Origin of the sequence: Nocardiopsis gilva YIM 90087 (assembly GCF_002263495.1) — a bacterium.
GTDB classification, from domain to species: Bacteria; Actinomycetota; Actinomycetes; order Streptosporangiales; family Streptosporangiaceae; genus Nocardiopsis_C; species Nocardiopsis_C gilva.
Genome location: NZ_CP022753.1, coordinates 4899239 through 4912160 on the forward strand (window position 1 = coordinate 4899239; position 12922 = coordinate 4912160).

9 protein-coding genes are annotated in these 12922 nt (G+C 69.2%); 5 read left to right on the plus strand and 4 right to left on the minus strand.

Features of this window, described 5'->3' with window-relative positions:
- Positions 1-40 precede the first annotated feature (40 nt).
- Positions 41-2092 (minus strand): PhoX family protein, encoded by a 2052-nt coding sequence (locus CDO52_RS21880; RefSeq protein WP_017620449.1) that lies wholly within the window; start codon positions 2090-2092, stop codon positions 41-43.
- A 743-nt stretch (positions 2093-2835) separates the two neighbouring features.
- Here CDO52_RS21880 and CDO52_RS21885 point away from each other — a divergent pair.
- Positions 2836-3333 (plus strand): ATP-binding protein, encoded by a 498-nt coding sequence (locus CDO52_RS21885; RefSeq protein WP_017620448.1) that lies wholly within the window; start codon positions 2836-2838, stop codon positions 3331-3333.
- A gap of 257 nt (positions 3334-3590) precedes the next feature.
- Here CDO52_RS21885 and CDO52_RS28285 read toward each other — a convergent pair whose 3' ends face one another.
- The 3 genes from CDO52_RS28285 to cmtR form a co-directional block, all read right to left on the minus strand.
- Positions 3591-3746, minus strand: a complete 156-nt coding sequence (locus tag CDO52_RS28285) for a hypothetical protein (protein WP_017620447.1) — start codon at positions 3744-3746, stop codon at positions 3591-3593.
- A 189-nt stretch (positions 3747-3935) separates the two neighbouring features.
- Positions 3936-7175: an efflux RND transporter permease subunit gene (locus CDO52_RS21890; RefSeq protein ID WP_094932653.1), complete on the minus strand. Its 3240-nt coding sequence runs from the start codon at positions 7173-7175 to the stop codon at positions 3936-3938.
- Between the two features lie 559 nt (positions 7176-7734).
- The gene (gene cmtR, locus CDO52_RS21895; RefSeq protein ID WP_026126123.1) at positions 7735-8082 is read right to left on the minus strand and encodes a Cd(II)/Pb(II)-sensing metalloregulatory transcriptional regulator CmtR; all 348 of its coding nucleotides are present in this window, start codon (positions 8080-8082) and stop codon (positions 7735-7737) included.
- Positions 8083-8205: 123 nt separating this feature from the next.
- Here cmtR and CDO52_RS21900 point away from each other — a divergent pair, with 123 nt between their 5' ends.
- The 4 genes from CDO52_RS21900 (at position 8206) to CDO52_RS21915 (ending at position 12860) form a co-directional block, all read left to right on the plus strand.
- Positions 8206-9123, plus strand: coding sequence for a cation diffusion facilitator family transporter (locus CDO52_RS21900; RefSeq protein WP_017620444.1), 918 nt, complete (start codon positions 8206-8208; stop codon positions 9121-9123).
- Between the two features lie 276 nt (positions 9124-9399).
- The gene (gene nhaA, locus CDO52_RS21905) at positions 9400-10650 is read left to right on the plus strand and encodes a Na+/H+ antiporter NhaA (protein WP_017620443.1); all 1251 of its coding nucleotides are present in this window, start codon (positions 9400-9402) and stop codon (positions 10648-10650) included.
- A 133-nt stretch (positions 10651-10783) separates the two neighbouring features.
- Positions 10784-12169 carry a TrkH family potassium uptake protein gene (locus tag CDO52_RS21910; RefSeq protein ID WP_051060866.1) on the plus strand — a complete coding sequence of 462 codons (1386 nt, stop codon included), beginning with the start codon at positions 10784-10786 and terminating at the stop codon, positions 12167-12169.
- Between the two features lie 22 nt (positions 12170-12191).
- Entirely contained in the window at positions 12192-12860 is a 669-nt protein-coding gene (locus CDO52_RS21915; RefSeq protein WP_017620441.1) for a potassium channel family protein, read from the plus strand.
- The last annotated feature ends 62 nt before the right edge of the window (positions 12861-12922 follow it).

Genomic DNA, 12922 nt, shown 5'->3' on the forward strand with positions numbered 1-12922 from the left:
ACACGATCCGGCCGCCGCCCCAGCGTCCGGTGTCGTGCTCTTAGCGGCCGACCTTCTTGCCCCGCGTGTGCCAGATCGAGATGACCGAGGGACGCGGGAAGCCCTGCCGGTCGGGCCAGGTGCTCTGCGGAGACTCCACGGTGCCGTCCTCACCAGGGTGCTGCGGCGCCAGGAACACCGTCAGGTTGTCCTCGGTGACGAACGGGCCGCAGCACTCGGCCCCGACCGGAACGGTGGCGAAGGTCTTGAGCTCGCCGCGGAACCGTCCCTCCATCGGGACCGCGTGCAGACCGTCGTTGATGCCGAGCTTCGAGCCCTGGCCGTCCGTGGCGATCCACAGGTTGCCCTGGTCGTCGAAGGTGAGGTTGTCCGGCGCGGAGATCGGCGCCACCTTGGACTTGTCGAACCCGGCGAAGTAGGTGCTCTCGTCGTCGGGGTCACCGCAGACGAGCGGCACGCTCCACGCGAACTTCTCCGCGCCCGCGTCGTTGCCCTGCTCGGTGATCTCCAGGACGTGCCCGAACTTGTTGGGGCCGCGCGGGTTGGGCTCGTCGGCCTGCCCCGGCTCGCGGGAGGTGTTGTTGGTCAGCGCGCAGTAGACCTTGCCGGTGACCGGGTTGGGTTCGAAGTCCTCCGGTCGGTCCATCTTGGTGGCACCCGCCGCGTCGGCGGCCAGCCGCGTGTGCACCAGGACCTCGGCGACGGTGAAGCCCTCGACGAAGCTCTCGGTGGCGTTGCACAGCGGGATCCACTGGCCGGAGCCGTCGAACTCGCCGTCGGAGGGGAGCGTGCCCGAGCCGTCGATCTCCTCCGCGGGGCTGTCGCCGGTCAGCTTGGCGACATACAGCGTGCCGGAGTCCAGCAGCGTGCCGTTGTGCCGCCGGGAGCCGCTCCGGTACTTCTTGTCGGAGACGAACTTGTACATGTAGTCGAAGCGCTCGTCGTCGCCCATGTACACGGCGACCCTGCCGTCGCGGGTGAGCCGGGGGTTGGCGCCCTCGTGCTTGACGCGGCCGAGCATGGTGCGCTTGCGCGGCGTGGAGGCGGGGTCGGTTGGGTCGATCTCGACGACGTAGCCGAACCGGTTGGCCTCGTTGGGGTGCCGCGACAGGTCGAAGCGCTCCTCGGCGCGGTCGAAGCGGCGGTTGCCGTCGCGGGTGTCGCCCTCGACCTTGATGCCGTAGCGCTTGAGCGCGGGCTTGGCCTCGGCCGGGGCGTCCTCGCCACCCACGAAGTACTGGTTGAAGTTCTCCTCGCAGGTGAGGATGGTGCCCCAGGGGGTCATCCCGCCGGAGCAGTTGTTGAGCATCCCGAAGACCTCGGTGCCCGTGGGGTCGCCCTCGGTGCGCAGCAGCTCGGCCCCGGCGGCCGGCCCGGTGAGCTCCATGCGGGTCTTCGCGGTGATGCGGCGGTTGAAGCGGCGCTCGCCGGTGGCGAGCCGCCAGGCGCCGGTGCCCGTGATCCGCTCGATCTCGACGATGGAACCGCCGTGGGCGGCCATGGAGATCAGGATCTGCTCCGGGTCGGCGTCGTTGCCGTCGGTGTAGCCGGCGAACATCAGCGTCTCGTTGGTGTACTCGTGGTTCACCCAGAGCAGGCCGCGGTCGGCGTCGAGCTGGCGGAACCCGACGTAGTCGCAGTTGTAGCCGAACTGCTTCTCCTGGGCCGCCGCGCTCTGGTTCTCGAAGTCGAACTCGGGTGCGTCGGGCAGGACCGGGTCGCCCCACCGGGCGACGACGTTGTGGTCGTAGCCGTGGGGAACGGTGACCTTGTCATCGGTGTTGGGTGCGACGCTCTTGAACCGGAGCCGCGGGTTCCTGGTCCCCCGTCCGCGCTTCGGGTCGGCGTACGCGGGGCCGAGGCCCCCCAGCCCCAGGGCCGAGACACCGGCACCGACCGCGCCCGCCCGCAGCGCGTTTCGACGCGAGAGCGCCGCGGTGAAGATGTCGCCGAAATACGCGTTACCGCTGGTGTTGGGGGCGTCGTGGAAGCACGCGTCACCACAGCGGAATCGACAGGTCGCCCGAGATCTCCCGCCGCCGACCTGGCCGATGAGCGGCAGCAGGGGACGACGAGGCGCGGATTCTGGCACGGGTCCTCCTAGACACACGTACGGGGATGGCCATCCGACCGGCGCGGGGGGCGGAGACGTCGGTCGGACCGGTGGTTGGGACGGGCGGGGGCCGTCCGGACATTCGGGTCAACGGGGGAGGATCCCCGCACAACCCGCTCATGACATTGGCGGACAAGCCACTCGGGACAGTAAATCCGGGGTGAATGCGCTGCCAATTCCCTGCGCACGCATCCACCTCCCGCTGCAGGCCGTCGGCCGAGGAGCCGCGCCCTGGGGGCCGTCCCTCGTGCCGATCATCACGCATCCGATCGGTCGGCCGAATTCGGCCACGCCGAGGCGGTCGAATATCAGCGTTCGGCCATCGACCATATCCATTCTGCGACGACGGCCGAAAGTCTCTTGCCGGACATACCACCCCCACCTGGATCACCAGAAGTCAACCCGCGTATTCTGTCCGTGGACCGGATGTCTCCGCTCGCGGGAACCATCCGCCACGCCAATCCACGCACACCGCTTTCCGACCGCGACCCTCCCCCCGGTCCCCGCATGCCGGGACCGGACAAACCGGCCCGGACACGTGGAGGGGGACCGCACCGACAACACGTCTTCGTGGTACGTCCCCGGACTGATATCGCAGCGCATCGCCGCGGGTGGATACGTGACGGCTCCCTCGGCGGGCCGACGTCAGGACCGACGTGCCCGACTGCCGCCCCTCCCCCGGGCGGCATTCCACCCATCCGTCTCTACGTCCGGCGAAATCCATGGAAGAGCGCCCCATTCCGTACGAGGGCACGGCCCCTCCCACCCGCCGCACGCCCCCGCCCGACCCGGAGGCGTCGCCCGACGCGGCCTTCCTCACCCGGCGCCGGTTCCCGGGACTGGCCAACCAGATCAAACACGCCCGCCGCTTCGTCGAACGGCTCCTGGACACGTGCCCGGAGCTGACCACCGCGACCCTGCTCACCAGTGAGCTCGCCACCAACGCCCTCACCCACAGCGCGTCCGGCGCGGCCGGAGGCAAGTTCGAGATCACCGTCCACCAGGCGCCAGGCTGGGCGCGGGTGGAGGTGCGCGACCTGGGCAGCGCGGAGCAGCCCCGTGCGCAGCACTCCGATCCCTACGACACCAGTGAGCACGGGCGCGGCTTGGACCTGGTCGAGGCGCTGGCGGCCAAGTGGGGCACCGAGCCCCGCCGCGACGGGCTGGGGCGCATGGTCTGGTTCGAGCTGGTGTGGGACGGCGACAAGCCGATCGTTTGACCGTAGCTCCCGGGGCCGCTGTTGGTCGCGGGCGAGCGGGCCTGACACGCGTGGCTGGTTTCGTGGGTCAGGCCCACTCTCCCGAAGTCAGCGGCGCAAACTGAGGATGCTGTGGCTGGTGTGGGGACGGCATGTGGCCGACGACGGGGCGGTGGGGCGCACAAACGGAGCGGGGCCTCCCTATGCGGAGCGGCCCCGCTGGTGGTGATGTCTTCGGTGCGACACCGTCGATGTGAATCCGGGCGAGCGCCCGAGCACTATGTGTCCTCCTCCTCGGGCGGTTCCGCGGGTTGGGGCAGCCGGTACTTCTCGTACAGCTGACGCGCGTAGTCCTTGGCCTCTTGTGACGGCTCCTCGCCGAGTTCCTCGCGTACGAGCTCGTCGAGTTCCGGTTCCGGGTTCTCCCTCTGCATAAGGGCAGCTTGCCGCCTATGCGGGCCCGATCACAAATCTGCGCTACCGCGTTGCGTGTCGCGCAACGGGTAGTCTTCGCGGGACCGCGAAAAGGGAAAAAACGGAGGTCGGGGCGCGGTATTCATCCGCTTCCCCGACCTCCGTCGCGTCGAGGCGCGCCCGTGGGCGACGCCTCAGCGGTGGGCGCGTCAGGCCTGGCCGCTCACATCGGCCCGAGCCTCGGCGTCCTCCTCCTTGTCCCGCTCAGCGGTCGCGGCGCGCTGGGCGGCGAGGTCCGCCTCCCGCTTGGCCTGCTTGCGCTGGGCGCGCCGCTCCTTGCGGCCCTCGGCCATGGCGTAGAGCACCGGGACGAGGATCAGCGTGAGCAGCGTGGAGGTGACCAGACCGCCGATGACCACGATCGCCAGCGGCTGCGAGACGAACGCCCCGCCGCCGGTGATGCCGAGCGCCATCGGGGTGAGGGCGCCGATGGTGGCCAGCGCCGTCATCAGGATCGGACGCAGCCGGTGCCGCGAGCCCTCGACGACCGCCTCGCGCAGCTCCATGCCCTCGTCTCGGTACTGGTTGATCAGGTCGATCAGCACGATCGCGTTGGTGACCACGACACCGATCAGCATCAGCAGGCCGATCAGCGCGGGCAGCCCCAGCGCGGTCCCGGTCAGCACGAGCAGCCCCAGGGAGCCGGTCGCCGCGAACGGGATCGACACCAGCAGGATGACCGGCTGGATCAGGCTCTTGAAGGTCGCGACCATGATCAGGAAGACGATCACGATGGCGGCCAGCATGGCGATGCCCAGCTGAGCGAACGCCTCGGCCTGGTCGGAGCTGACGCCGCCGATGGTGGCGGTGGCGCCGTCGGGCAGGTCGAGGTCGTCGACGGCCTTGTTCAGCTCCTGGTTGACCTTGCCGAGGTCGTCGGCGGTCGGCGAGGCGGAGATCGTCGCGCTGCGCACGCCGTCGGTGCGGGACAGCTCCGGCGCCTGCTTGACCTCTTCCACCTTGGCGACGTCGGAGAGTTCGATCTCGCCGCCGGTGGGCGTCGCGATCTCGAGCTTCTCCAGGTCGCTGACGCTGCCGGGCGCATCATCGACGCGCACCACCATGTCGCGCTGAACATTGTCGATGGTCGCGGTGCCGACCTTGGAGCCCCGGAAGGCGTCCGAGACGGCCTGTCCGATCTGGCCCTCGGTCAGCCCCTTGTCGGCGGCCTTCTCACCGTCGACCTTGACCTGCAGCGCGGGCTGTGCGGCGGCGATGCTGTTCTCGACGTCGTCGGCGCCGGGAATGTCGCGGACGGCGTCCTCGACCATCCCCGCGGCCTTCTCCAGGGTCTCCCGGTCCTCGGCCTTGACCTGGACCTCCAGTCCCGAGCTGCCCCCGCCGCTGCTGTCGGCGAGCACGACGTCGGAGTCGGTGTCGATGTCCTCCAGAGCGGTGCGCAGCTTCTCCTTGTACTCGGCCTGGTCGCCGTCGGGGTCGGTGGTGATGGTGTACTGCGTGGTTCCGGCACCGCCGCCCATCATCGGGCCCATGGCGCCACCGCCACCGCCGACGGACACCTGGTAGGACTCGACGTAGGACAGGCCCTTGAGCGTGTGCTCGACCTTCTCGGCCTCCTTGTCGGCCTCGCCGAGCGAGGTGCCCTGGGGCAGCTCCTGGGTGGCGTTGTAGGTGTTCTGGCCGTCGTCACCGAGGAAGTCGGTCTTCAGCAGCGGGCTGAAGGCCAGCCCGAACGTGCCCACCAGGATCAGCAGCGAGGCGGCCAGGGTGAGGATGCGGTGCCGGGTCGACCACCGGATGACCGGCAGGTAGGCGCGCTGCAGCGGGGAGCGCAGCTCGCGCTGGTGCTCCTCGGCCTTGATCCGCTCCAGCTCCTCGGGCGGAACGGTGCGCGGCCGCATGAACCAGTAGGCGAGCACCGGGACGATGGTCAGCGACACCAGGAGCGACGCCGCCAGGGCGAGGCTGACGGTCAGCGCGAACGGCCGGAACAGCTCGCCGACCATACCGCCGACGAAGCCGATCGGCAGGAACACGGCGATCGTCGTCAGCGTGGAGGAGGTGATCGCGGTCGCGACCTCCCGCACACCGTTGAACACCGCGGTGTGCTTCTCCTCGCCGTATCCGATGTGCCGCTTGATGTTCTCCAGCACCACGATGGAGTCGTCCACGACGCGGCCGATGGAGACCGTCAGGGCGCCCAGGGTGAGGATGTTCAGCGAGAAGCCGAACGCCTGCATGCCGATCATCGCCACGAGCAGCGAGACCGGGATGGACACCGCCGACACCAGGGTGGAGCGCACGGACAGCAGGAAGGCCAGGATGATGACGATCGCGAACGCCAGGCCGAGCATGCCCTCCTCGGCCATCGCGACGATCGACTGGTTGATGTAGGGCGCCTGGTCCCACACGACGCTGATGTCGGCGTCGTCGCCGAGCAGCGGCTTGAGGTCGTCGAGCTTGCTCTTGACGGCGTCGGAGATCTCGACGGTGTTGCCCTCGGGCGTCTTGGTGATCATGACGCCGAGGCTGGGCTTGCCGTCGGTGCGGGTGATGCTGGTGGCCTCGTCGGCCACGAGCTTGACGTCGGCGACGTCCTTGAGCTGGACCGGTTCGGCCTGCGCCGCGGCCCCTCCGGCCGCTGCGGGTGCGGCGGCCGCCGCCGAGGCGGGTGCCCCGCCGGTGCCGGGCATCAGCCAGATGTTCTTGACGTCCTTGAGCGACTCCAGCTTGCCGCCGGTGGTGACCGTCAGCGTGCGGTCGCCCTCGGTGATGTTCCCGCCGGGTGTGAGCAGACCGCTGGTCTTGAGGGCGTTGGTGAGGTCGCCGGCCGACAGGCCCGCGTCCTTCAGCTCGTCCTCGTCCGGGGTGACGGTGACCGTGGAGTCGCGCACACCCGTGACCGTGGCGGCGCGCACACCGTCGATCGACTCCAGTTCGGGGACGACCTGTTCCTGCAGCGGCTCGGCGAGCGCCTGCGCGTCGCCGTCGCCCGCGCCCGCCGCCAGCATCACGACGGGGAAGTCGTCGAAGCTGAACGAGCGGACGGCCGGGTCGACGCCGTCCGGCAGCGCCGACTTGACCTGGTCGACCGCCTGCTGGGTGGACCGGATGACGTCCTGGCTGTCGTCGCCGTAGTCGAACTCGGCGACGACCTGGGCGGAGCCGTTGCTGGAGGTCGAGGTGTACTTGGTGATGCCGCTGACGCCCTTGACGGCCTGCTCCAGCGGTGCGGCGACCTCGTTCTCCACCACCTGCGGCGAGGCGCCCTCGTACTGCGCGCTGACCACCACCATGGGCAGTTCCATGGACGGCATCAGCTCGCGCTTGGTGGACACCGTGGCGATCGCTCCGAACACCATCGCCGACAGCGTGATGAGCAGGATGAGTGCCCGGTTGCGCAGAGAAAGCTTCGCTAGGCGGTTCATGAGCAGCCCCCGCTCATCAGCCGTGCGCCGACCGGATGACAGGTCGAAGCGCGCTCGCCGGGACGGCGCCGGAACAGAGTTGACATGGGTGCTGACGCTCCTCGGAAGGGTTCTCGCATGGCGTTCGGCATCGCTGCGACGAGCGATGGATTTCGTGGGTCCCGGTGGCCGTCGACGGTGATCGGCCCACGTGGGACATGCCGGGCACGCGAGTCACACGCTACTTGGCGGTATGTCCCAGGAACATGCCGTAAAGCACGACATCAGGCACATCTCAGGGATTTGTCAGTGCCGGGTCAGGGGATTCCCCTGACGGATCCCCGAGGAGGGTGCGCAGCGCCAGGGAGCGGGGAGCGCGCGGGCGGCTGTCACGGGGGGAAGGGCGGCGGGGCCGGCGCGGAGGCCGCACCGCCCGTCCACAGGCGCGGAGAAATCAGATGGCCCCGCCGCGGTGCTTCCACGCATGGTGTGAGGGCGGGGACGATGCGGGGATCCACGACTCCGGCCGACGCCGATGCGGGAGGCGCGCGGGTCGCGGTCGGTCGGGCGAGAGGCCGGTTCAGCCGACCTTGATGGGCACGTCCTCGCCCGGGGGCACGTGCTCCTCGGCGACACCCCACACCACGCGCAGCAGGTCGTTGAGCGCGTGCGCGAGAGCCGCGTCGATGAGTTGGTAGCTCACTTGCCGACCACGCGCTGTGGTCGAGACCAACCCGCATTCCCGCAGGCAGGCGAGGTGGTTGGAGACATTCTGCCGGGTAAGACCCAGGTGCTCGGCGAGCTGCGCCGGGTAGCCGGGACCATCCAGCAGGGCCAGCAGGAGCCGACAGCGGGTGGGATCGGCAAGGGCGCGGCCCAGGCGCTGAATCGCGGAGAGTCGCTGCTCGGGGGTCAACATGAAAACCATTTTACAGCATTTGCTGTATTGACAGCCTAGACTGTATAAACAGTTTCGACTGAATAGTTACCTTTGGGCGCGTCGCCGGGATTGTGGGGCGGCGCGACCGCGCCTGGCGTAAGGGAGTTCCGCATGGGCCACGGGCACGGCCACGGACATGGGCAGGTCACCGCAGGAGCCGCCAACCGCGGCCGGCTGACCGTCGTGCTGGGGATGATGCTGAGCGTCGCCGTTATCCAGGTCATCGGCGCGATGACCACCGGGAGCCTGGCGCTGCTGGCCGACGCCGGACACACCGTCGCCGACTCCTTCGGCGTCGCGCTGGCGCTGGTGGCGGTCTGGATCGCCGCGCGACCGCCGTCCCTGAAGCGCACGTTCGGCTTCCAGCGGGCCGAGGTCCTGGCCGCGGCCATCAACGCCCTGGTGCTGATGGGCCTGTGCACGTTCATCGTCATCGAGGCGATCGACCGGCTGACCAACCCCCGCCCGGTGGCCGGTCTCGGCGTCGTAGCCGTCGCCGCGTTCAGCCTGGTGATGAACGTGGTCGCGCTGTTCATGCTGCGCTCCGGCCAGAAGGAGAGCCTCAACGTCCGCGGCGCCTACCTGGAGGTCATGGGCGACGCCATGGCCTCCATCGGGGTCATCGCCGCCGGCGCCATCATCTGGCTCACCGGGTGGGAGCGCACCGACTCCATCGTGTCGCTGCTCATCGCGCTGGTCATCGTCCCCCGCGCGTGGAACCTGATGAGAGAGGCCGTCCACGTCCTCTTGGAGGCCACACCGCGCGATATGGACCTCAACGAAGTCCGCGAGCACCTGCTGCGCCAGCCCGGCGTCCTCGACGTCCACGACCTGCACGCCTGGACCATCACCTCGGGCATCCCGGTGCTGTCGGCCCACGTCGTGGTCGAGGAGGACCGACTGGCCGACTCCGGCCGGATCCTTGACGACCTGCACAACTGCCTGTCCGGCCACTTCGACGTGGACCACTCGACCCTCCAGCTCGAACCCGAGGGCCATTACGATCACGAGGGCGCCACACACGTGTGAGCCCACGGGAGGGCCTGCCGACGCACGGCCCCGCGACCGCCGGTTCCCGGAGGCGGGGAGGACCGAAAGCGACGGAAAGGGAAAGCATGCCGGAACTCTCCGCAACCAGCCATGAACAGGTAACAGATCGACATATCGGCCAGGCGAGTGGCATAGTTTCCCCTCGGGCTCGTGTGAGCCTGTGACGAGGCCCCCCTTCATTTCCGCCGGCGCGCTGCAGCGTGCCGGGACATCGGCCGGAAGGACCGGCCCCTACTGCTGCCTGGGGGAGCGCGGATGACCGAACGCCGCCAAATCGTCGATCTACTTCGATCCGATGTCGTCAGCGGTTTCCTGCTCATAGCGGGAGCGGTCGTCGCCCTCTTGTTGGCCAACTCCCCGTTGCACGACGGCTACGAGGCCATCCGCACCTTCACCTTCGGCCCCGAGTCGCTCCATCTCCACCTGTCGGTCGAGGCATGGGCCTCCGACGCCCTCCTGGCGATCTTCTTCTTCATCGTCGGCAACGAGCTCAAGCAGGAGTTCGTCCACGGCGAGCTGCGCAATCCCCGGCGCGCGATGCTGCCCATCGTCGCGGCCGTCTGCGGCATGGTGGTCCCGGCGCTGATCTACGTCGCCGTCAACATCGGCGAGGGCCCGGCGATCAAAGGCTGGGGCATCCCGATGGCCACCGACATCGCCTTCGCCGTCGCGATCCTCGCGGTGGTGGGCCGCTACCTCCCCCCGGCGCTGCGCACCTTCCTGCTGACGCTCGCCATCGTCGACGACCTCGGCGCCATCGTCGTCATCGCCATCTTCTACACGAGCGACATCTCGTTCGTGCCGCTGGTGATCGCCTTCGCCCTGCTCGCCGTCTTCGGCTACCTGCAGAACGGCCGCGGGCTCGCCCGCGCCCTGGACCGCTCGCCCCTCCCGAACTGGCTCATCTACGTCCCGCTCGCGGTCGCGATCTGGGCGCTCATGCACGCCAGCGGCGTGCACGCCACCATCGCGGGTGTCGCCATGGGCCTGCTCATGCGCACGACGCCGCTGCCGCACGAGTCGACCTCCCCCAGCGAGCGCGTGGAGCACATCATCCGCCCCTGGTCCTCCAGCCTGGTGCTGCCCTTCTTCGCGCTCATGTCGGCCGGTGTCGTCTTCACCGGGTTCGGCACGCTGTTCTCCGACTCCGCCGCGCTCGGCGTCGTCCTCGGCCTGGTCGTGGGCAAGCTGATCGGCATCTCCGGCGGCGCCTGGGTCACCACCAAGATCACCAGCGCCGAACTCAACCCGTCGCTGAGCTGGATCGACATCATCGGCATGTCGATGCTCGCCGGGATCGGGTTCACCGTCTCCCTACTCATCAGCGAGCTGTCGTTCCCCGGCGCCCCGCAGATGATGAGCGACGCCAAGGGCGGCGTGCTGTTCGCCTCACTCGCGGCCACCGTCCTGGCCTCCATCGTGCTCTCGGCGCGCAATGCCCACTACCGCAAGATCGGTCCGGAGCACGCCGAGGCAAAGGAGCCCAACGGCCAGAGCGCCCAATAACGCCATGGCGCCGCGCTCGGCGCGCCGTGGCGCGCCGAGCGCTCCCGCCCATGACAGCATCACCATTGATCACCGTTGACGACGACATAGCGGACCAACCATGCGCATGAGCCCCCTGGCTACCCTCGGCAGCATGCTTCCGCGCCTCCGCCCCCGACTCCGGAGAGAGGACGCCGCGCAGGACATCCCCCGGGCACCCTGGGGCCGCCCCGCCCGGATCTTCGTGACGCTCTTCGTCATCGTCGACCTGACCGGGGCCGGACTGCTTCTGCTCCCCGTCGCCCACGCCGACGGCGCGCGGCTCACCGTCGTCGAGGCGGTGTTCACCTCCACCACGGCGCTCGCTGTCTGCGGGCTGTCGGTCATCGGCCTGGGGTCGGAGCTCTCCCTGTTCGGCCAGCTCGTGGTCATGGTGCTGATCCAGATCGGCGGTATCGGCATCATGGTGCTGGCGTCCATGCTGGGGGCGGTGGTGATCCGCCGGTTCGGGCTGCGCATGCAGCTCAGCACGCAGGCCGAGACCCGCAGCCTCAGCGTCGGCGACGTGCGCGGCATGGTCACCCGGATCGTCGCCGCGAGCCTCACCTGCGAGGGCGTGGTCGCCGTGATCATCATCCCGCGGATGTGGTTCACCCAGGACGTCTCCGCCGCCGGGGCCGTCTACCACGGCGCCTTCCACGCGGTGTCGGCCTTCAACAACGCGGGCCTCTCGCTCTACGACGACAGCCTGACCCGCTTCTCCGGCGACCCCTTCATCCTCTTCCCCATCGCCGCCGCGACCATCCTGGGCGGGCTGGGCTTCCCCGTGCTCCTGGAGCTGCGACGGCAGTTCCGCACACCGCACACCTGGACCCTGCACGCCAAGCTCACCATCGTCACCACGGTGCTCCTGTTCGCCGCGGGGGCCGTCATCGTGACCGCGCTGGAGTGGACCAACCCCGCCACGCTGGGCCCGCTGGGCTGGCAGGGCAAGCTGGTCGACGGCACGTTCCACGGGATCATGCCGCGCAGTGGCGGGTTCAACGTCACCGACGTCGGCGCCATGGACCAGTCCACGCTGCTGGTCGTCATCATGCTGATGTTCGTCGGCGGCGGGAGCGCCGGGACGGCCGGCGGCATCAAGGTCGCCACGCTCGCGGTGCTCTTCCTGGTGGTCTGGACGGAGGTCCGCGGCCACCCCCAGGTGCACGTCTTCGGGCGGCGCCTGTCCAGCGGGGCGATCCGCCAGGCGCTGAGCCTGACGTTCCTGTCGATGACCGTGGTGGTCGTCTCCACCGTTGTCCTGCTCGTCACCACGCCGTTCCAGCTCACCGAGGTCCTGTTCGAGGTAGTGTCCGCTTCCGGGGTGGTCGGGCTGTCCACCGGAATCACCCCCGAGTTGCATCCGGCGGCACAGACGCTGCTGATCGTGCTGATGATCGCCGGCCGGATCGGACCCGTCACGTTCGCCTCGGCGCTCGCGCTGCGCGAGCGGACCCGCCGCTATGACCTGGCCGAATCGCGGCCCATCATTGGTTAAGAAGACTTTGAGGAGAAAGTAAGTGCAGCGGAGCAAGACCAATGACAAACGGGTGCTCGTCATCGGGCTGGGCCGGTTCGGCAGTTCCCTGGCCCTGGAACTGGTGGCACACGGCTGGGAGGTCCTTGGCATGGACTCCAGTCCGCGGCTGGTCCAGGCCTACGCCGACGCCCTGACCCACACCGTGGTCGCCGACGCCACCGACGACGAGGCCCTGCGGCAGATCGGCGCGCAGGAGTTCACGCGGGCCGTGGTCGCGATCGGCACCCACCTGGAGGAGAGCATCCTGGCCACCTCCCTCCTGGTCGACATGGGTGTGCCGCACATCTGGGCCAAGGCGGTCAGCCGCCGGCACGGCCGCATCCTGCAGCAGATCGGCGCCCACCACGTGGTACTGCCCGAGCACGACATGGGTGAGCGCGTGGCCCACCTGGTGTCCGGGCGGATGCTGGACTTCGTGGAGCTGGAGGAGGACTTCGCGCTCGGCAAGACGCGCGCTCCGCGCGAGCTGATCGGGCTCAAGCTGGGGGAGTCCGGGATCCGCTCCAAGCACGGCATCACCGTGGTCTGCATCAAGCGGCACGGCGAGCAGTTCACCTACGCGACCGCCGAGACCGTCCCGCAGAAGGGCGACGTCATCGTGGTCGCCGGAAAGACGAACGACGTGGAGCGGTTCGCCGAGATCAGCTGAGCCCCGCGGTCGTCCGGCCTGGGGGATCCGGGCATGCCGCTACCCCGCCTGAGATGTCCGTT

Excerpts from the sequence above, each read along its gene's own strand:
- CDO52_RS21885 (WP_017620448.1), top strand. The coding sequence starts at position 2,836 with ATGGAAGAGCGCCCCATTCCGTACGAGGGCACGGCCCCTCCCACCCGC.
- CDO52_RS28285 (WP_017620447.1), bottom strand. The coding sequence starts at position 3,746 with ATGCAGAGGGAGAACCCGGAACCGGAACTCGACGAGCTCGTACGCGAG.
- CDO52_RS21890 (WP_094932653.1), bottom strand. The coding sequence starts at position 7,175 with ATGAACCGCCTAGCGAAGCTTTCTCTGCGCAACCGGGCACTCATCCTG.
- cmtR (WP_026126123.1), bottom strand. The coding sequence starts at position 8,082 with ATGGTTTTCATGTTGACCCCCGAGCAGCGACTCTCCGCGATTCAGCGC.
- CDO52_RS21900 (WP_017620444.1), top strand. The coding sequence starts at position 8,206 with ATGGGCCACGGGCACGGCCACGGACATGGGCAGGTCACCGCAGGAGCC.
- nhaA (WP_017620443.1), top strand. The coding sequence starts at position 9,400 with ATGACCGAACGCCGCCAAATCGTCGATCTACTTCGATCCGATGTCGTC.
- CDO52_RS21910 (WP_051060866.1), top strand. The coding sequence starts at position 10,784 with ATGCTTCCGCGCCTCCGCCCCCGACTCCGGAGAGAGGACGCCGCGCAG.